18 protein-coding genes and 1 riboswitch are annotated in these 18,113 nt (G+C 35.6%); of the genes, 11 read left to right on the top strand and 7 right to left on the bottom strand.

All coding sequences use genetic code 11. The features are described from left to right. The first annotated feature begins 156 nt into the window (after nt 1-156). The 4 genes from HW347_RS07280 (at nt 157) to HW347_RS07265 (ending at nt 4,811) form a co-directional block, all read left to right on the top strand. The gene (locus tag HW347_RS07280; protein ID WP_214611515.1) at nt 157-624 is read left to right on the top strand and encodes an FKBP-type peptidyl-prolyl cis-trans isomerase; all 468 of its coding nucleotides are present in this window, start codon (nt 157-159) and stop codon (nt 622-624) included. 77 nt (nt 625-701) lie between these two features. Further along, nucleotides 702-926, top strand: a riboswitch (cobalamin riboswitch). A gap of 31 nt (nt 927-957) precedes the next feature. Beyond that, nucleotides 958-2,802: a TonB-dependent receptor plug domain-containing protein gene (locus HW347_RS07275; protein WP_214611233.1), complete on the top strand. Its 1,845-nt coding sequence runs from the start codon at nt 958-960 to the stop codon at nt 2,800-2,802. Between the two features lie 12 nt (nt 2,803-2,814). Then, nucleotides 2,815-3,879 (top strand): YncE family protein, encoded by a 1,065-nt coding sequence (locus HW347_RS07270; protein ID WP_214611232.1) that lies wholly within the window; start codon nt 2,815-2,817, stop codon nt 3,877-3,879. 5 nt (nt 3,880-3,884) lie between these two features. Continuing rightward, nucleotides 3,885-4,811 carry an ABC transporter substrate-binding protein gene (locus HW347_RS07265; RefSeq protein ID WP_214611231.1) on the top strand — a complete coding sequence of 309 codons (927 nt, stop codon included), beginning with the start codon at nt 3,885-3,887 and terminating at the stop codon, nt 4,809-4,811. Nucleotides 4,812-4,883: 72 nt separating this feature from the next. On the opposite strand, the gene HW347_RS07260 is transcribed toward HW347_RS07265, so the two are convergent. Then, a complete protein-coding gene (locus HW347_RS07260) occupies nt 4,884-6,371 on the bottom strand; it encodes a S41 family peptidase (RefSeq protein ID WP_214611230.1) in 1,488 nt (495 codons plus the stop codon). Nucleotides 6,372-6,450: 79 nt separating this feature from the next. After that, the gene (locus HW347_RS07255; RefSeq protein ID WP_214611229.1) at nt 6,451-7,953 is read right to left on the bottom strand and encodes a S41 family peptidase; all 1,503 of its coding nucleotides are present in this window, start codon (nt 7,951-7,953) and stop codon (nt 6,451-6,453) included. 237 nt (nt 7,954-8,190) lie between these two features. Here HW347_RS07255 and HW347_RS07250 point away from each other — a divergent pair, with 237 nt between their 5' ends. From HW347_RS07250 to HW347_RS07225, 6 genes are all read left to right on the top strand, one after another. Next, entirely contained in the window at nt 8,191-8,700 is a 510-nt protein-coding gene (locus tag HW347_RS07250; RefSeq protein ID WP_214611228.1) for an RNA polymerase sigma factor, read from the top strand. Further along, the gene (locus tag HW347_RS07245; RefSeq protein WP_214611227.1) at nt 8,687-9,136 is read left to right on the top strand and encodes a hypothetical protein; all 450 of its coding nucleotides are present in this window, start codon (nt 8,687-8,689) and stop codon (nt 9,134-9,136) included. The genes HW347_RS07250 and HW347_RS07245 overlap by 14 nt, the downstream gene beginning before the upstream one ends. 16 nt (nt 9,137-9,152) lie before the next feature. Then, nucleotides 9,153-9,698 (top strand): DUF4252 domain-containing protein, encoded by a 546-nt coding sequence (locus tag HW347_RS07240; protein ID WP_155595829.1) that lies wholly within the window; start codon nt 9,153-9,155, stop codon nt 9,696-9,698. A 59-nt stretch (nt 9,699-9,757) separates the two neighbouring features. Then, nucleotides 9,758-10,303 carry a DUF4252 domain-containing protein gene (locus HW347_RS07235; RefSeq protein WP_214611226.1) on the top strand — a complete coding sequence of 182 codons (546 nt, stop codon included), beginning with the start codon at nt 9,758-9,760 and terminating at the stop codon, nt 10,301-10,303. A gap of 44 nt (nt 10,304-10,347) precedes the next feature. Beyond that, the gene (locus HW347_RS07230; protein WP_214611225.1) at nt 10,348-10,884 is read left to right on the top strand and encodes a DUF4252 domain-containing protein; all 537 of its coding nucleotides are present in this window, start codon (nt 10,348-10,350) and stop codon (nt 10,882-10,884) included. A 145-nt stretch (nt 10,885-11,029) separates the two neighbouring features. Then, nucleotides 11,030-11,845, top strand: a complete 816-nt coding sequence (locus HW347_RS07225; RefSeq protein ID WP_214611224.1) for a mechanosensitive ion channel family protein — start codon at nt 11,030-11,032, stop codon at nt 11,843-11,845. A gap of 82 nt (nt 11,846-11,927) precedes the next feature. Here the strand turns inward: HW347_RS07225 and purB are convergent, their stop codons facing one another. The 3 genes from purB to HW347_RS07210 form a co-directional block, all read right to left on the bottom strand. Further along, the gene (purB, locus tag HW347_RS07220) at nt 11,928-13,271 is read right to left on the bottom strand and encodes an adenylosuccinate lyase (protein WP_214611223.1); all 1,344 of its coding nucleotides are present in this window, start codon (nt 13,269-13,271) and stop codon (nt 11,928-11,930) included. A gap of 118 nt (nt 13,272-13,389) precedes the next feature. Beyond that, nucleotides 13,390-13,962: an adenylosuccinate lyase gene (locus HW347_RS07215; RefSeq protein ID WP_214611222.1), complete on the bottom strand. Its 573-nt coding sequence runs from the start codon at nt 13,960-13,962 to the stop codon at nt 13,390-13,392. A 25-nt stretch (nt 13,963-13,987) separates the two neighbouring features. Next, the gene (locus HW347_RS07210) at nt 13,988-14,689 is read right to left on the bottom strand and encodes an SIR2 family NAD-dependent protein deacylase (RefSeq protein WP_214611221.1); all 702 of its coding nucleotides are present in this window, start codon (nt 14,687-14,689) and stop codon (nt 13,988-13,990) included. Between the two features lie 35 nt (nt 14,690-14,724). Here HW347_RS07210 and HW347_RS07205 point away from each other — a divergent pair, with 35 nt between their 5' ends. Beyond that, nucleotides 14,725-15,396: a TrmH family RNA methyltransferase gene (locus HW347_RS07205; protein WP_214611220.1), complete on the top strand. Its 672-nt coding sequence runs from the start codon at nt 14,725-14,727 to the stop codon at nt 15,394-15,396. A gap of 121 nt (nt 15,397-15,517) precedes the next feature. Here the strand turns inward: HW347_RS07205 and HW347_RS07200 are convergent, their stop codons facing one another. Continuing rightward, nucleotides 15,518-17,233 carry an alpha-amylase family glycosyl hydrolase gene (locus HW347_RS07200; protein WP_214611219.1) on the bottom strand — a complete coding sequence of 572 codons (1,716 nt, stop codon included), beginning with the start codon at nt 17,231-17,233 and terminating at the stop codon, nt 15,518-15,520. A gap of 50 nt (nt 17,234-17,283) precedes the next feature. Then, nucleotides 17,284-18,060, bottom strand: a complete 777-nt coding sequence (locus HW347_RS07195) for a carboxypeptidase-like regulatory domain-containing protein (protein ID WP_214611218.1) — start codon at nt 18,058-18,060, stop codon at nt 17,284-17,286. Nucleotides 18,061-18,113 lie beyond the last annotated feature (53 nt).

Raw genomic sequence — 18,113 nt, 5'->3', positions numbered from 1 at the left:
ATCTACTAAGAAGAAAGGCACTTGCTAATTAATTTTACGGAAGAGGGCTTATAACCGGATAATTACCATTATTCAATTAAGTTCAAATTTAGATATGCTAAAATAGTTTAAGCCCTGTTATTAGTTCATTATATTTGACGCTTAAAAATAATTATGATGAAGAAAGTTTTATTTGTTTTGGCCTTGGTTGTATTTGCTTCTTGTGGAGATGATGATAAAAATGAACCAAAAGAGGTTGTAGATTATACAGTTAAGAATGAATTGGATATAAAGGAATATATTGAAGCAAACGGTTTGGATGCAACTAGAAGTAATTCTGGTCTTTACTATGTTATAGAAGAAGAAGGTACAGGTGAAAGACCTACGGCTAGTTCAGATGTAACTGTGGCTTATAAAGGTTATTTTTTAGATGGAAATGTTTTTGATCAAAGTGGCTCAAGTGGTGCTACTTTTCCTCTTTCAGGTGTTATTGCTGGGTGGACAGAAGGTATTACTTATTTCAAAGAAGGAGGAAACGGTATACTTTTAGTTCCAGCGGCCTTAGGTTATGGGAATTCGGATAGGAGTGGTATTCCCGGTGGCTCCGTACTTGTTTTTGAAGTTAATCTTATAGAAGTAAATTAAATTATAATGCTATACGATAAAAATACCCTTCAAGCGAAGGGTATTTTTTTTAGGTTGTATTTGTCAATGAATTCACTACCTTCGCCGCGAATTTTGGTTCGATAAAGTAACATATATTTTATCGATTAAAAGGGAATCCGGTTAAAATCCGGAACTGTTCCCGCAACTGTAAGTTCATGCCAAGCTATGCTAGGTACCTCTTAAGAGGGTGTTATTTTCTTCAACACCACTGTCTATAAATAGATGGGAAGGTTAGATAACATTGAACAAGTCAGGAGACCTGCCATGTTCATAACCTTAAACAAGACTTTCGGGTAAAAGGTCTTTTACGGTATGAGAAACTATAAACCATTTTTTTTTATTCTAATTTCATTATGTGGTGTTTGCGGCTATGCGCAACGCGATAGCATAACTGTTCTAGACGAAGTAATTCTTACTGATGTCCGCCTTTTGCATTTCTCGAATGGAAAGGTAGACGTTTTAAAAGATTCTATAGTTGACCGTAATGGTAGTTCTTTGACTGACCTTTTACAGTTTAACTCTAGTATTTATTTGAAAGAAAATGGGTTAGGAATGATTTCTTCTCCATCTTTTCGCGGAACTAACGCCTCACAAACAGCCGTTATCTGGAATGGCATCAATATTAATTCACAACTTACTGGTCAGGTTGATTTTAATACAATTGTGCCAAGAAATTATGGCTCTATAAGTGTTAGAAGTGGAGGAGGGAGTGTGCAATTTGGTAGTGGAGCAATTGGTGGGAGTGTGCATTTGAACGATGTATTCCGATTTGATAAACACTCAGAACACCAGTTACTAGTTAGTTATGGAAGTTTTGATACCAAGAATTTTAACTATAGCACTTCTATTGGGACAAAGAGGACCACGGTTGGTTTTGGCGTAAATTATCTTGTTTCCGAAAATGACTATAAATATTTAGGAACCGACCAAAGGAATGAAAATGGAGCCTTTAATAATATTAATGTCAATGCTAACGTAGGACATGAAATAGCAGAAGGACAATTACTAAAATTCTATCATAATACTTTTATTGGCGACCGTGACTTTTCAGGTACTATTACTGCATCTTCGAATTCTAATTATCGCGATTATAATTCCCGTAACCTTTTGGAATGGAGTCATTTCAATGAAAAACGTATTCACCGTGTTAAGTTTGGTTACTTGTACGAAAAGTACAAATACTATGATAACAAAGAAAGAGAGAGTTTTACTTTTGGAAACACCAATACTTTTTTGGTTAATTATGATTATAAAATTGATCTAAATGATATTATTCTTAACGGAATTGTTGATTACAGTTATATTGAAGCAAAAGGAACTGATATTGAAAATGGGAAGAGAAATACATTGGCCACGACCCTTTTATTTAAGCATAATCTTGGGGAGAAAATTACCTACGGAGCCAACCTTAGAAAAGAATTTGTAAACGACTACAAAAGTCCATTTGTATATTCTTTAAATGCTAGATATTCGTTCAATTCTTATCACTCTGTTTATTTTAATGCTTCAAAAAACTACAGGGTTCCCACGTTCAATGAAGTCTATTGGATTTTAGGAGGAGGGTCAGGTGGTAACCCTGATATTAGACCTGAATCTTCACTACAGGCAGAAATAGGACAAACGTTCAAAAAAGAGAAATATACTTTTCAATGGGCTGCTTTTTATATTGATTCGGAGAATTTGATACAATGGAGGCCTAACAATGATGGGATTTGGACTCCCATCAATATCAAAGACGCGTCAAACTATGGTCTTGAAGTTTCTTTAGAGTTAGCGGAAAAATGGGGAAACCATCATGTTACTTGGAAAAATAGCTATGCACTGACTGAGGCGGTCGATTCTGAGACTGAAAATTCGCTAATGTATGTGCCACGGCATAAGGTAACCACTAGTTTAACGTATGCGTATTCTGACTGGCGATTGTTTTATCAATTATTCGTAAATAGTAGCGTCTTTGTCACTTCAGATAACTCTGAGTCTTTGTCTGGTTATTCCGTATCCAACTTAGGTTTGAGTAGAGGTTTCAAAATAAAGGAAAAATTGAATATTGAGACTTCGCTTCAAGTCAATAACTTATTCAATAAAAATTATCAAAATGTAGCTTATCGACCAATGCCAAACAGAAATGTTCAATTAAAATTAAAAATTAAAATCTAAAAGTAGAACAAAATGAAAATCAACAAAGTATCAGTTTTAGTAGCCATGGCGGCTTTATTTGTAGTTAGCTGTTCAAATGATGACGATGGAGTTGTAATTGAAGAAGTGAAGGGAGATTACCAGAATGGAATATTAATAGTAAATGAAGGCCCCTTTAACAACGGTAGCGGAACGGTAACTTATATATCCAACGATTCATTACTAGTAAAAGATGCTATTTTTAAATTAGAAAATAATGAAGACCTCGGTAATATTGTTCAATCTATCGCTTTTGACGAAGAACGAGCTTATATTGTGGTTAATAATTCACATAAAATTCATGTGGTCAATCGGTATACTTTTAAAAGCGAGGCCGTAATAGAAGAGGGGCTTTTAAACCCTAGGTATATGACCGTAGCTAACGGCAAAGGGTATGTTACCAATTGGGGAGATTCAGCCGATGAGACGGATGATTATGTTTCGATTATTGATTTGAATGCTAATGTAGTTTCAAGTTCTATTCCTGTTGAGTTAGGACCAGAAGCAATTACTTCGAACTCAGATTTTGTATATGTAGCACATCAAGGAGCATTTGGTCAAAATAATAAGGTTTCTATTATTGATGCTTCTACGGATGTTGTATCATCCACACTTACTGTTGGAGATTTTCCTAACTCTATGCAATGGGATACCTCCGGAAACTTATGGGTATTAAGTGGTGGTGCGCCAGAATATACAGGAGAAGAAACCAATGGAACACTTACGGAAATTAATACATCAGATAATAGTATAGTACAGACTTTTGATTTTGAAACTACAGAACATCCTGGCGATTTAAGTGTGGAAGATGATACATTTTATTTTGGGATGTCTAATGCTGTTTATACATTTGAATCTGGATTGGATGCTTTGCCAACTGAAGCTTTTTTAAATAATGTCTCGTTTTACAGTATGACTGTTAATGACGGTAAACTTTACGGTACAGATGCAAAAGATTATGCTAGTAAAGGAGATTTGTTTATATATGATTTAAATACCAAGGAATTAACCAACACTATTTCTGTAGGCATAATTCCAGGAGGTATATATTTTAATTAAATACAATGCTTAAAGTCTGTTCTTTTATGCCTGCTGTTACGCAAATGCTCTATGATATGGGTTTGCAAGAACATTTGTATGGTATTACGTTTGAATGTCCACCACAAGCGCTGAAAGAGAAAAAGCCAGTAGTGCGGTGTATCTTAGAAGGTAAGAACTATACAAGTAAACAGATAGATGTCTTTTTTTCTGAAAGTAAAAAAGAAGGGAAGAAACTTTATTATGTAGACGAACAAGCGCTTGCCGAAATAGCCCCTGATATCATCTTCACGCAAGATATGTGCGATGTTTGCCAGATTGATACGGAATGTACGGCAGCAGCCGTTGCAAATCTTGATAAACAGCCAGAGCTCATTTCTATTAGTCCTATGGGTTTTGATGATGTTTTTCAAAATGCCGTTACTATAGCAAAAGCATTGGATAAAGAAGAGGTTGCTTACGCATATTTAATAAAGTTAAATGATCGTGTTAATCATGTTATGGATACCATAATAGCATCCAAGGCTCCTAAAAAGAGGGTGTTGTTGTTAGAATGGTTGGAACCTATTTATAATTGTGGACATTGGATTCCTCATCAGATAGATTTTGCCGGTGGTGTAGATATGTTATCTAATCCATCTGGGAATAGCGGGGTTATTTCTTGGGAAGATATTTTAGCGTACAATCCAGAAGTGATTGTCATAGCCCCATGCGGATTTAGTATGAAAAGAACAATGACAGAAATGCACTTATTACTTTTAAAAGATGGGTGGAATTCATTGGAAGCAGTTCAGAATCAACAGGTATTTATAACTGATTTTGATTTGTTCACCCAATCATCTGCAGGAACGTTGGTGGATGGTATAGAATTGTTGGCAGGATTGTTTCACCCAGAGGTTATCTCCGTACCAACGCGTTTAAAACGCAAGTACCAAAAGTTTTACGAATTCTAAAAAAAAATATTAATTAAATAAAAAAGCGGCCTGTTTTAAACAGGCCGCTTTTTTGTTCTTAGTTATATCAAATTACCAGATTATAGGTGGGTCGGTAACATACATATTATCTTTTAGAGGGGTAAACATTTTTGAGCTTGTCATAGTTTCAATGGGTAGCTCAACTTTCTGTATACCTTTGGCAGAGGAGCCAGTTATCAATTCTATAGCTTTTGCTAGATATGGTTCTTTTAAATCACCTAACACGCCCATGTTTGTAATGTCTTCTTGTAATGGTTCATCCGGTAAAAGTCCACTGGTAAAATTTGAAAATCCTTCTGCATTTTCATTTCTTCCCAATAAAGGTTGAATAGCCCATTTGTTCTTTGAGTTAATTTTACTAGCTCTTTCTGCGCTGTAGATGTAGTTATTACCTCTATCATCTACCATAGTGACAGAAAATTCATTTTTTCCACGTGTGGTTTCACCTATTTGAACAATATCCATATAGGGTCTTAGTCCGTTTATAATTAACTCACTTGCAGAGGCAGTTCCTGTTGTGGTTAAGATGTATACTTTTTTTAAATTTAAAGTATTTATAGCCGTTCCTTTCCCTGTTTTTTCAGCAAAAAAGCGTCTTAGTTCAGTATCGCTGTCATCTAATACTTTTTGATATTTTTCATTATAAAGGGCTTTAAGGAAGACATCTTTTGAATTAGTGCCGTATATCATACTAGATAAAAGAACTGCCGTATTAACAGAGCCTCCAGGGTTGTAACGAAGGTCTAATACCAATTCATTTACACCACTAGACTTAAATCTTCCAAAAACGGTATTAAGCTGTTCATCGTATTCGTTTGTAAAACCAGTGTATGCTAGATAACCAATTTTACTATCTTGTATTTCTATGATTTCATCCAAAAAAATAGGGTTTTCTCTAAGATCTACTTCTTTAGTTAATTGAATGTCATTTCCGTTAGGCTCGGCATTTTCTCCAACTATGCTTGCCATATTTAGTGTGTAAGAATCACTATCTCCAAAAAGGAGAGATATGTAATTTTGATCGGTAAGGGTAGTTCCGTTCACACCGGTAAAAAGGTCTCCACGTTTTATATTTTTGGTTGATGCATTTGAATTAGGCACAATGTATTGCACGTAGCCATAAAGTTCACTGTTATTTGCTTTCTGTCTTACCAAGCCAAACATAAGTCCGTTGCTTTTAGAAATACCGGCTAAAGACTGTGTAAGCTCTACATAATCATCTGAAAAGAAACTAAACCTATCCTCAGAAAAAAGTAATTTATCATCAAAGAATTTTCCTGGGTCTGATTCAGAAGAAAGAAATTCTGTATAAATTACAGAGCCTTCAGGCGTGTTGGGGAAGTTTGCGTCAGATAAGTTTTCTACATCAGATTGCCAGAAATACCAAAAGTTCATGGCTTTCCACATAAAATCTTGTACTTCAACCCCTGCATCTGGGTCAGGGTCTACTGTATCAGGAATGCTAAAATCGTCGTTTTCTGAACAAGAAAATATTAGAAAAAGTGAAAGAAATAATCCTGTCGTTACGCTTTTTTTCATGATTGCTGATATAGTTTAAAGGGGAGTTTTAAGGAACACCGTAATAGAATATCACAACGTAAAAAAATCCATCTTATTTTCAGTTTTCTGATTTTAACGGTTTTAGTAATCCATCCATAACCATAGAATTGTTTGTTAAAGAAAATATTCTTGAGTGAGCAAATGATTTAGAGAAAGAACCATGGTTGAAATTTCTTTTAGCGGTATTGCCAGAAATTACAGATAATGTTAATGCCAAAAGGGGCTCGTCTACATCTCCTAGCATACCTAGATTTTCAATATCTTCTGGTATTTCGTAATCAGGTATTAACCCATTTTCATAATCAGAGAACCCATCTGCATTTTCATTCTTACCTAATAAGGGTTGAATTCCCCATTGATTATTAGGGTTAATGTTACTATCGTTATTTCCTGTATAGAAGTAACCAGTTGAAGGGTCAGGGTCATCAACAAAGGTATTAGAAAACTCACTTTTACCCACTGTCACTTCGCCTATATGTACAACATCTACATATGGAGCCAGACCGTTCATTACCAATTCACTGGAAGATGCTGTTCGGTCCGTAGCAATGATATATACTTTTTTTAAATTAAGTGTGTTAAGATCTATTTTACTATCAAAGGTTTTATCCGTAAAATTATCGTCTCCCGCCAAAATTGCCATTTTTTTATTATTGTAACGCGCTCTTAAAAATAGCTGGTCCGTTTCCGTTCCATAAACAGCGCTTGCCATTTGAATTGCAGAGGTGACTCTACCACCTCCGTTATATCTAAAATCTAAAATTAACTCGTCAATGTTTTCTGCTTTAAATTCGCCAAAAACAGTATTTAATTGATCGTCATAGGCGGCTAGAAAACTATTATACATTAAGTAGCCTATTTTCTTTCCGTTCTGCTCAATGATTTTATTAATATGTATAGGATTTTCTGAAAAATTCTCAATCTTGGTCAGAGCTACTTCTTTACCATTGCCTATGACAGAATCTCCCGAAAAATCTGCCATATTTAGAGTATAACTCGCATTATCACCAAAAAGTAAATCTCCCAAATTGCTATCTGTCAAAGCTTGTCCGTCTACTCCGTTAAAGACGTCACCTCTTGCAATATCCTTCGCGGAGGCATCTGAATCCGGTAAGATATAAGTTACAACACCAAAAATATCATTGTTACTTGCCCGATAAAGGTTAAATTCTAAACCATTGCTACTAGAAATGCCTTGCAAAGAATTTACAAGGTCTTTGTAGTTTTCAACGGCAATACTAAACCTGTCTGTCGCAGAGGCGTTATCTCCTACAGATTCTTTATGGTTATAGGCAAGGTCATTATAGAAAAAATCACTTGGGTTGGATTCTGAAGCTAAGAAAGAAATATAATCAGGATCATTAGAACCTCCAAATTTATCATCGGCGAGGTTGTGGACATCGGCTTGCCAAAAATACCATTCATTCATTACCTGATACATAAAATGTTGTGCAGGATAGTCGGCTGCTGTTTTAACTTCCTCTGGAAAAATGTTATCGTCATTTTTACAACTAATAAATAAAAATCCTGTAACAAGGAACAATAAGAGGTACTTTTTCATAGTTTTTTATTATGCGATAAAACTACCAAATCAATTACCGTTCCAAAAGAATGATGATAATATAACGGGGGAGTCTAAATTAAAGGTACTAAGTTAGTATACGTAGATAGTTAGTAAAAGGTTGTAGTAATTACTTACATAACTAAAATATAAAAAATATTTGTAACATAATTAAGAGTAGCTCGTCTTCCTTATGTAGCACCTTTAAAAAGTGTTTATAATAACCAGACCATTAGAATGCAACAGGCAGATTTTATAAAAATTATTGGCCCTTTTCAAGACAAGTTATATCGTTTGGCAAAACGGTTGTTGGTGTCTAGGGAAGAAGCAGAAGATGCCACGCAAGAGATTCTATTGAAGCTATGGACTAAGAACAAGAGTATAGAGCAATATAAAAGTGTTGAAGCTTTTGCTATGACGATGACCAAAAACTTTTGCTTAGACAGATTAAAATCTAAGCAGGCTGGGAATTTAAAACTAGTTCATACCAATTATGAAGAAAAAGGGAGCTCGTTACAAAAAAAGATAGAAGCAAACGATAGTGTTTCATGGGTAGAAAAAATAATGGACGATTTACCTGAACAGCAAAAAATGGTATTGCAGTTGAGAGACGTAGAAGAATATGACTATGATGAGATTGCCAAAATGTTAGAAATGCAGCCAACAGCGGTAAGAGTAGCTTTGTCTAGGGCAAGGAAGACCGTGAGGGAAAAATTAATACAAAAACACAGTTATGGAATTGGATAAAATAGAAAAATTGCTTGAAAAGTACTTTGAAGCAGATACAACAGTTGCAGAAGAAAAGCTGCTCCGAACGTATTTTTCTAAAAAGGATATACCTGAGAACCTGCAACAATATATTCCTTTGTTCAGTTTTATGGACGGAGCTAAAAAAGAGCAGTTTTCCAAGGAAGTTTTATTGGAGCCTGAAACAAAAGGTACTAGTAAAAATTTCTATAAATGGATGTCTATTGCAGCAGCAGTTATGCTAATGTTCGGAGTGTATTTAGGAAAAAATTATTATGACGAAAAGGAACTAGAGCAGCAACAGGCTCTTTATGCCTACAACGAAACAAAAAAAGCGTTGGACATGCTTAGTCATAATATGGAAAGAGGTACGGAAAAAATAGGATACCTCAATGAGTTTGTTGTAGCAAAACAAAAAATTTATAATAAGAATTAAAATTAAAACCCGAGAAATGAAACAGATATTAATTGTACTAATAGTAGCGGTGTTGCCGGTAATGGGCTTTTCACAGTCCCTATTTGATAAATATGAAGACCTAGATGAGGTAAGTGCGGTAGTTGTAAACCGTAGCATGTTTAATTTACTGAGTAAAATAGACGTTGAGGTAGATGATCCAGAAGCAAAAGATTTTATGGATATAGCTAAGAGTTTAAATAACTTAAAGGTTTTCATTACTGAGGACAAGTCTATTTCTACAGACATGAAATTGTCCGTAGAGAAATATCTTAAATCAGCTAAGTTAGAAGAGCTTATGCGTGTAAAAGATAAAGATGCTAACGTTAAGTTCTATATCCGTGCTGGTAAAGACGATGACCACGTTAGCGAGCTTCTAATGTTCGTGACAGGTATAAACAACGTAAATGTAGATGTAAACGGTAGAAAGTTTGAAACTGTACTGTTATCGTTAACAGGAGATATAGACCTGAACAAGATAGGTTCTTTAACAAAAAAAATGAACTTGCCAGAAGAGTTGAACGAGGCAGGTAAGAATAGATAGTAAATTAATCATCATCAATCAATAATCAAAAACAAGCATTAATCTTAAAACGAACAATCATGAAAAAGCTAAGTGTATTTTTAGTACTAGTAATATTACCATTTTTTGGAATTTCTCAATCTATGTTTGACAAATATGATAACATGAAGAATGTAGGTTCTGTTACCGTAAACAAAAGTATGATTAGACTAGCGGGTAATATAGCTGCTTTTGACGAGAGTGATCAAGATTCTCAAGATTTTGCTTCTATAGCCCAAGGCTTGGATGGTATTAAGGTATTTATTACCGAAGATGCTGGAATATCCGAGGATATGGGTAAAACGGTTAAAAAGTATCTAAAATCTTCTAACCTAGAAGAGCTGATGAGAGTGAAGGACAAAGATGCTACTGTAAAGTTCTATATTAAAGAAGGAAGAGATGAAGATCATGTTAGTGAGCTTTTGTTGTTCGTGTCCGATATTAATAGCGATGAGCTAGATATGGGCAATAGAAAATTTGAAAGTGTATTGGTATCTATGACCGGAGATATAGATTTGAACAAAATTGGAGCACTGACTAGAAAGATGAATCTTCCTGAAGAGTTAAACGAAGTAGGAGGAAGGTAAAAGAACACCCTCTAAGTCTAATTCAATACCCTAAAGACATTTATATGAAAAGAATAACAATGGTTATAGCTATCCTGCTACTATGTATTGTAAGTGCTTGTAATTCCACACCTAGCTTACAACAGTATTATGTAACAAATTCTGAGAACCCTAATTTTTTGACTTTAGATTTGCCGGTAGGCCTTTTGAATATAAGGGAGGCGCAATTGTCTTCAGAACAAAAAGAGAGTCTTGGCTCATTAAAAAAGCTAAATGTTCTGGCTTTTAAGAAAACTGAAGCAAACCAAGCCGACTTTCTGAAAGAGCAAACTATTATAAAGTCTATTTTAAAGAGTGAAGACTTCACGGAGCTCATGAAAATGAATACGGATTTTGGTAGGGCCACAATCAAGTATCTTGGAGACGAAGATGCCATTGATGAGGTGGTGATTTACGGAGATAATGAAGATAAAGGCTTTTTAGTTGTTCGGGTTTTAGGAAAAAACATGAATCCGGCAAAAATGATTCAGTTTGTTCAAGCTTTAGAAAAATCAGAGTTTAAAGGAGATGAACTATCTAAGGTCATGGACTATATGAAGTAAAAACAACAACATGTTTCGCTTAAAAAAACAAACCAAATTGACTGGTTTGTTTTTTTTTTGAATAAAATTTAAAGTTTTTAGTGACCTTTAGATAAATCGGGTGTCTTAAATATTAAAGCATTAACCCTTAACACGAGAAACGATTATGGAACAAGCAGAAGTATGGATGAATAAAGGTATTGAATTCGCCGTTGATTACGGACCTAAAGTAATAGGGGCAATCGTAATTTACATTATTGGTTCATGGGTTATAAAAAAGATAGTTAAGGTTGTTCAAAAAGGAATGACAAAACAAGAGTACGATAAGTCTCTGCAGAAATTTTTATTGAGCCTAGTAAAATGGGCCTTGACTATTTTCTTGATAATTACGGTAATTTCTAAGTTAGGAGTAGAGACTACAAGTTTTGCCGCTATAATTGCAGCAGCAGGTTTGGCAATAGGTCTTGCACTGCAAGGTTCCTTATCCAATTTTGCAGGCGGGGTTTTGATCATTATCTTCAAGCCTTATAAAATTGGCGATTTGGTAGAAGCACAAGGAGCACTTGGAGTTGTGAAGGAGATAGAAATTTTCACTACTAAACTTATTACGCCTGATAACAAATTGGCCATTATACCTAATGGCGCAATGGCTAACGGAAATATAATTAACTATACTGCCGAAGGTAAAATGAGAGTTGATACTACTATAGGAGTTGGTTACGGTGAAGACATTAAAACAGCAAAAGAAGTTCTGCTTAATGTTCTTTTAGCAGATCCAAAGGTATTGAAAGACCCTGCTCCATCTGTAAACGTTTCTGAATTGGCAGATAGCTCAGTAAATTTTGCAGTACGCCCGTTCTGTAAGCCAGAAGATTACTGGGATGTATATTTTGGAACTTTAGAAAACTGTAAGTTAGCACTTGATAAAGCTGGAATTGAAATTCCTTACCCACATCAAGTTGAGATACAAAAGAAAGGATGATTATTACGTAAACACTAACCATTATCCCCCGAAGAAGGCCGCATTTGCGGCCTTTTTTTCGTTTAGGATATTTTAGTAATTATTAAATACCAGTATAGTTACTTGGTGTAATTACCTTTAGTTCTTGTTTAATTTCATTAGAAACTTCAAGCGTATCAATAAACTCAGCAATAGAGTTCTTATTTATTTTAGCATTGGTTCTAGTCAGACCTTTTAATGCTTCGTAAGGATTAGGATAGCCTTCTCTACGTAAGATAGTCTGTATAGCTTCTGCAACTACGGCCCAATTATTCTCAAGGTCTTGTTCAAACTTTTCTTTGTTCAATAAGAGTTTGTTTAATCCTTTTAAAGTAGACTGAAAAGCAATAATTGTATGGGCAAAAGGCATACCGGCATTTCTAAGAACTGTACTATCCGTAAGGTCTCTCTGTAGTCTAGATACCGGTAATTTAGCGGATAAGTGCTCAAATAAGGCGTTTGCTATACCTAAGTTACCTTCAGAATTTTCAAAATCTATTGGGTTTACTTTATGTGGCATAGCCGAAGACCCAACTTCACCTTCTTTAATTCTTTGTTTAAAATAATCCATGGAAACATAGGTCCAGAAATCACGGTCTAAATCAAGGATAATAGTATTTATACGCTTAAGGTTATCGAACAAGGCAGCCATATGGTCATAATGTTCAATTTGTGTAGTAGGGAAGGAGTGGTGCAGTCCTAATTTCTCTTGTACAAATTTAGTTCCAAAAGCTTTCCAATCAATTGATGGATAGGCAACTTTGTGTGCATTATAATTTCCGGTAGCACCACCAAATTTAGCGGCACTAGGTATATCGTTCAATAGGTTGAATTGTTCTTTTAATCGAACTGCAAAAACCTCTATTTCTTTACCAAGACGTGTAGGCGATGCCGGTTGTCCATGTGTTCTGGCTAACATTGGTATGTCTGCCCATTCTTTTGCTAACTCCTGAATTTTATTCAATAGTATAGTATATTCAGGTACATAAACTTCGTTAGTCGCTTCTTTAATAGAAAGAGGAATAGCGGTGTTATTGATGTCCTGAGAGGTAAGTCCAAAATGAATGAACTCTTTATGAGCGGAAAGCCCTAATTTATCAAAAGCAGCTTTTATAAAATATTCTACTGCTTTTACATCGTGATTTGTGGTTTTCTCTATTTCTTTTATTTCTTGTGCATCAACCGTATCAAAATTGATATAGATTTCCCGAAGCGCTCCAAATTTGGAGTTGTCAAAACCTGAAAGTTGAGGTAATGGAATCTCACAAAGGGCAATAAAATATTCAATTTCTACTCGTACCCTGTATTTGATTAGGGCTTCTTCCGAGAAAAACGGTGCCAATGGTTCAGTTTTACTTCTGTAGCGCCCATCTATAGGCGAAATAGCGTTCAAAGCGTTTAGCGACATAACGTTGTTTAAGGTTGATTTTGAAAAAAAGCAAAGATACCCTAAGATGGGTAGTATTAAAAGGTTTTAGAGTTTCTTGTTCTAAAAAGATGTCCTTAAAAAGTTAATAACTTGGTTTTTATGCGGAATACTTCTTTAGTTTGGCCAAAATATCTCTGGCTCTTGCTTTATAAGCAGCGCTGCCCTCTGCGTAGCTTTGCTCAAGTATAATTTTCAATTCGGGGTGAATCCATGGGTATTTTTGACCTAGTAGCCATAATGAAGTAATAGAGTAAGCTTTAGTTGCCACTTTGTGTTCTCCTATCAACCAATCAAAACAGGCTGAAGTTATCTGCTCCAACTGACTCTCGGTCATTATTTGTTGTAATTCATTTTTCTGTTTTGAGAAATATGTTTTTGTCAAATATTCACAAATTTTAGCCATTGGTCGTACGGCGGAATCAAAATGAACCCTGCCGAGATTAGCGGTAAAATGATCTAAATGTGGGTAGATAAAAGGTAGGTTTTCCTTTGCCGTAAACTCCAACACCCAACAAGCTCTATTGGATATGGGGTCATCTACATTAAAAGCAATATGCATTAAAGGTTTTACCAGTTGCGGGTTTCGCGTAATCAAACCAGCCATTTCTGCTCGTTTTTCACGAGAATGATTTACGTAATCTAGAGCTTTGTAAAGTTCTTCTTTGGTCATTAAAGCAGGAAATTGTACTCTTTTATTATTGTCTTTTGGCTGTTTCAGTAAGTTCTGTCACAAGATTGGGTAAACCTTCTACGGCTGTTTTTGCAATAATAGAAAGGTTTTCATAATTATTTTCTGAAACACTTGGTTGTGGGTCTATAAAATAAATGGGGACACCACTTTGGGTGTAATCAATAAGGCTTGCTGCTGGATACACTTGCATAGATGTGCCAATGATTATAACGATATCAGCATTTTGAGTAGCTATTGCTGCCTGTTCTAAAAGTGGTACAGCCTCGCCAAACCAAACAATATGAGGGCGTAATTGATGGCCTTTTTCACAATAGTCTCCTAAGTTCAAATCTTTTGACCAGGTAATAATCACATTTTCATTTTTGGTGCTTCTGGCTTTTAGGAGTTCACCATGAATATGGATAAGGTTAGTGCTTCCCGCTCTTTCATGAAGGTCATCTACATTTTGTGTTACGATGGTAACATCATAAAATTCTTCAAGCTTAAAAAGTGCCTTATGAGCTTCGTTTGGTAAAACTTCGGGTAGCTGCCTTCGTCTTTGATTATAAAAATCAAGAACCAGTTTTGGATTTCTAGCAAACCCTTCGGGCGAGGCAACATCCATTACATCATGCCCTTCCCATAGCCCACCTGCATCTCTAAACGTATTTATTCCACTTTCGGCACTAATACCAGCACCAGTCAAAACAGTAATTCTTTTCTTCATCGTTATAAAAATAGAGTTTTTATTATATTCGGTACATGGCAGATGAACAGCTTCTTGAATATTTAGAGAATTTTATAAGCGAAGAAAGGAAACAACGGTTTCTGGAGATACTTAAAGACCGTACCAAATTGGTGACGGTAGCAATTGAAGACTTGTACCAAATGCATAATACCAGTGCAGTAATCCGTAGTTGCGAGGTCTTTGGGATTCAGGAGGCACACGTTATAGAATCGCGGTTTGGTAAGAAGTTAGATGATGAAATAGCTATGGGTGCTCAAAAATGGGTAGACGTGCATCGTCATAAAAGTACTCGCAATTGTATAGAAGCGCTTAGAGAAGATGGATATAAAATTATAGCTACCACCCCACATAATGACTCCAATTTTTTAGTAGATTTTGAAATCGAAGGAAAAACAGCTCTATTGTTTGGTACTGAACGAAATGGGCTTAGTCAAGAGGCTATTGATATGAGTGACGGATTTCTGAAAATTCCCATGTTGGGCTTTACCGAAAGTTTGAATATATCCGTATCTGCGGCAATAATCATACAAGATTTGGTGACTAAAATGCGAAATTCAAATATTGAATGGAAGTTAACTGATGATGAAAAACTAGAAAAGCGATTGGATTGGACCAAGAAATCGGTTAGGAGTATTGAGGATATCTTAAAAAGATATGAAACGGAAATCAAAAATGGTGATGCATAAAATGAACAAATCTTTTCAAAACTAGAACCAAGTTGAATTTTTTAAGAATAGATGAAGATACGTGTAATAAAAACTATGATTTTTGAAAATTTTGTTTTCAAAAATCATAGTTTTTTGTATTCTACTCTTTTAGCTCTAAAAGCGCGATATTAAAATCGTTTTCCAGAAGTATTTTACCATTTGCAACAACAACTTCTGTTTCTGAATAGGTATCGTATAGTTTTGTTCCGTCACCAAAGAAACCTTTTACCCAAATAGATTTTTTACCCTTAGGTAAGTCTAGTCCTATGACAACCTTGTCTTTAAAGTTCCCTTCAATAAAAGTTCTGCTAAAAACGTAAGGTTTTTTGCCAAGTCTTTTATGTTTTCCAGCTCCTACAGCTAAATGATTTCTTCTAAACGTTCCTAGTTTTTTCCAGTGCAGCAGTACCTCTTGAGTTCTAGGAAGACTATCTAGCTCATCCCAGTTCATAAATGAGCGTAGTGTAGCATCGCCTTCAACTGGATTGTCTGCAGTGCCTTCTATGGTTAAATCACGAGCGGTTTCATCTCCGTAATAGATTTGTGAAGCTCCTGGCGTGAGAAGTAGAACGTTTGCAGCTCTAAAAGGGTCTTTTCTTTCAGGGTCAAAAGGACTCCCGTCATCATGAGAAGTGAGGTAGTTTACTACACTTTTACCGATAAGGTCAGTATTCAACATTTTGTTGTACTTACGAAAGATAGATTCATAATCTTTTGTAGCATCTTCCTTAAGCTCAAAATTGATAAGACTTTTAAACCCGTGGGCAAAGTAATCTACTTTTTTGTCATTAAATTCGTATTCTCTTCCATTGGAGATGCCATAGTTGTAGACTTCGCCAACCATATAGAAAGGTTTGTCATCAAGCACTTTGTCAGGGTGCATTTTTTTCCAGTTTTGAAAAGCGTACGAAGCCTCTTTGTAGAGTTCTGACCATGCCTCTTCGTTTACATGTTTTACGGTATCTACCCTAAAACCATCTACACCTAGGTTATTGACATAATCAGTAAGCCATTTTATAACATAGTATCTTGGAGCTCTCGGGTAACCGGTTCGTTCAAAGAACAACTGTAATTCGTCTAGTTCTTGGCTTAAACGGCCTTCTTCTTTCCATTTGGCCAAAAGTGCGTCAGGAAGTTCAACAGGTTCGTTGGATTCAGTTCGGATGTCCGGTAGGTTTTCTACCAAAGTACATTCAACCGTAGTTTCATAGGTGGTAAAATCACATGTAGGTTCCTTTCTAACCCATTCATCTGGCCAAGTCCCATCAATTTCTGTAACGGGGCCAGTGTGGTTGAGGACAACATCTAGCAAAACGCGAATACCGTTTTTATGCGCGGTCTTTACCATGGTTTCTAAATCCTTTCTAGTCCCGAAATTAGGGTCAAGATTTGTCCAATCTTTGGCCCAATACCCGTGATAACCGTAGGTATTTCCCGTACCTTCATCAGTACTGCCGTGAATTTGTTCTATAACAGGGGTGAACCATATGGCGTTAATACCTAAGTCTGAAAAATAACCTTCTTCTATTTTTTTTGTAATTCCTTGAATATCCCCGCCCATAAAACCTCTTAAAGGCCCAGTTGGTTCGGTTCGGTCAAAATTTACGTCGTTTTTGGTATTGCCATTATTGAACCTATCGGTCAATAAAAAGTAGATGTTGGCTCCTTCCCAGGCAAAAGGAATATTCTTTTGGGGTTCAATAGATTTGGAAATGGTATCGATTTTTACCGCTACCTCTTCTACAATATCCTTGCGTTGTTCTTTGCAGGAAGCAAGGATTAGAAGTATAATAACCGCAGAGAGCAGTCTTTTCATAAGAGTTCTATTTTCTCTAAAGCTATAAAATGCAATGGGAAATAGAAAATTTATTTTTTACGATTCAATACTTTGAAATCTTCGTAGCAACTACTTATCGCATCTAAAATTTGCAAATCGTTGGCAGTTTTTATGAACGATTTTGAGTAATTGCAATTATTTAGAATATCTTGAATGTCTAGCTTCTCTATCTGAAGCAGTTCCATTAGAACCTCACGATCAAATTTAGAAGCCAAAAGATCACGTATTTGGTCATCTTCTTTTATTTTACGCAGTTTTTTCATCTGGTTTGGCTGCTTACCAAAGAGATTACGCAACAAATCTGCAGGGTTCAAGATGGCTCCTAAAACCTTGGTAACGGCGCTAGGGTTCTTGTTACCTCCTTCGTAACCTACCGAAAGACCGGAGATACTATACTGGTATGCATTATTTATAGGAGCGTTCTTAACGTCTATTTCAAGATAGCCTGTAAGTTGATAAGGTCTAACAATTACCTCTTCTAAAGCATAGGCAAGTTCTGTTAGGGCAATTTTAGTGTTCTCAAATTTGAACATGTCATTCGTAACCCTAATTTTTTGAGACTTGAAGCCTAAATAGGAAAAGTACAAGATGTCATCTACAGATGCAATAATTGTAAACTCTCCATCATCTTTTGTGATAGTTCCCTTAACCTTGTTCAAGTTTATAATATGAACACTACCCATAGGGGCATCTGTCTGGGCGTTGACAACTAGAGCCTTTATTTCTTTTTCTTCTAGAATTTCTTCTTCTTGAGCAAACGAGAAAGTTGATATAAAGAGCAGAACTATAATTGAGATTGGTTTCATTGCTTTTAGCATACGGGGTTAAAAATACTAAACAAAACAAAAAAATACGCCGA

The sequence above is a fragment of the Zobellia barbeyronii genome, from assembly GCF_018603515.1.
GTDB classification, from domain to species: domain Bacteria; phylum Bacteroidota; class Bacteroidia; order Flavobacteriales; family Flavobacteriaceae; genus Zobellia; species Zobellia barbeyronii.
This window is presented reverse-complemented; position numbering and strand designations above follow the sequence as displayed.

What these genes read in the sequence shown, in the direction of transcription:
- purB (WP_214611223.1), bottom strand. Translation starts at nt 13,271, where the DNA reads ATGTCGCTAAACGCTTTGAACGCTATTTCGCCTATAGATGGGCGCTAC.
- HW347_RS07255 (WP_214611229.1), bottom strand. Translation starts at nt 7,953, where the DNA reads ATGAAAAAGTACCTCTTATTGTTCCTTGTTACAGGATTTTTATTTATT.
- HW347_RS07225 (WP_214611224.1), top strand. Translation starts at nt 11,030, where the DNA reads ATGGAACAAGCAGAAGTATGGATGAATAAAGGTATTGAATTCGCCGTT.
- HW347_RS07205 (WP_214611220.1), top strand. Translation starts at nt 14,725, where the DNA reads ATGGCAGATGAACAGCTTCTTGAATATTTAGAGAATTTTATAAGCGAA.
- HW347_RS07200 (WP_214611219.1), bottom strand. Translation starts at nt 17,233, where the DNA reads ATGAAAAGACTGCTCTCTGCGGTTATTATACTTCTAATCCTTGCTTCC.
- HW347_RS07195 (WP_214611218.1), bottom strand. Translation starts at nt 18,060, where the DNA reads ATGAAACCAATCTCAATTATAGTTCTGCTCTTTATATCAACTTTCTCG.
- HW347_RS07280 (WP_214611515.1), top strand. Translation starts at nt 157, where the DNA reads ATGAAGAAAGTTTTATTTGTTTTGGCCTTGGTTGTATTTGCTTCTTGT.
- HW347_RS07210 (WP_214611221.1), bottom strand. Translation starts at nt 14,689, where the DNA reads ATGAAGAAAAGAATTACTGTTTTGACTGGTGCTGGTATTAGTGCCGAA.
- HW347_RS07275 (WP_214611233.1), top strand. Translation starts at nt 958, where the DNA reads ATGAGAAACTATAAACCATTTTTTTTTATTCTAATTTCATTATGTGGT.
- HW347_RS07265 (WP_214611231.1), top strand. Translation starts at nt 3,885, where the DNA reads ATGCTTAAAGTCTGTTCTTTTATGCCTGCTGTTACGCAAATGCTCTAT.
- HW347_RS07230 (WP_214611225.1), top strand. Translation starts at nt 10,348, where the DNA reads ATGAAAAGAATAACAATGGTTATAGCTATCCTGCTACTATGTATTGTA.
- HW347_RS07260 (WP_214611230.1), bottom strand. Translation starts at nt 6,371, where the DNA reads ATGAAAAAAAGCGTAACGACAGGATTATTTCTTTCACTTTTTCTAATA.
- HW347_RS07240 (WP_155595829.1), top strand. Translation starts at nt 9,153, where the DNA reads ATGAAACAGATATTAATTGTACTAATAGTAGCGGTGTTGCCGGTAATG.
- HW347_RS07250 (WP_214611228.1), top strand. Translation starts at nt 8,191, where the DNA reads ATGCAACAGGCAGATTTTATAAAAATTATTGGCCCTTTTCAAGACAAG.
- HW347_RS07215 (WP_214611222.1), bottom strand. Translation starts at nt 13,962, where the DNA reads ATGACCAAAGAAGAACTTTACAAAGCTCTAGATTACGTAAATCATTCT.
- HW347_RS07270 (WP_214611232.1), top strand. Translation starts at nt 2,815, where the DNA reads ATGAAAATCAACAAAGTATCAGTTTTAGTAGCCATGGCGGCTTTATTT.
- HW347_RS07235 (WP_214611226.1), top strand. Translation starts at nt 9,758, where the DNA reads ATGAAAAAGCTAAGTGTATTTTTAGTACTAGTAATATTACCATTTTTT.
- HW347_RS07245 (WP_214611227.1), top strand. Translation starts at nt 8,687, where the DNA reads ATGGAATTGGATAAAATAGAAAAATTGCTTGAAAAGTACTTTGAAGCA.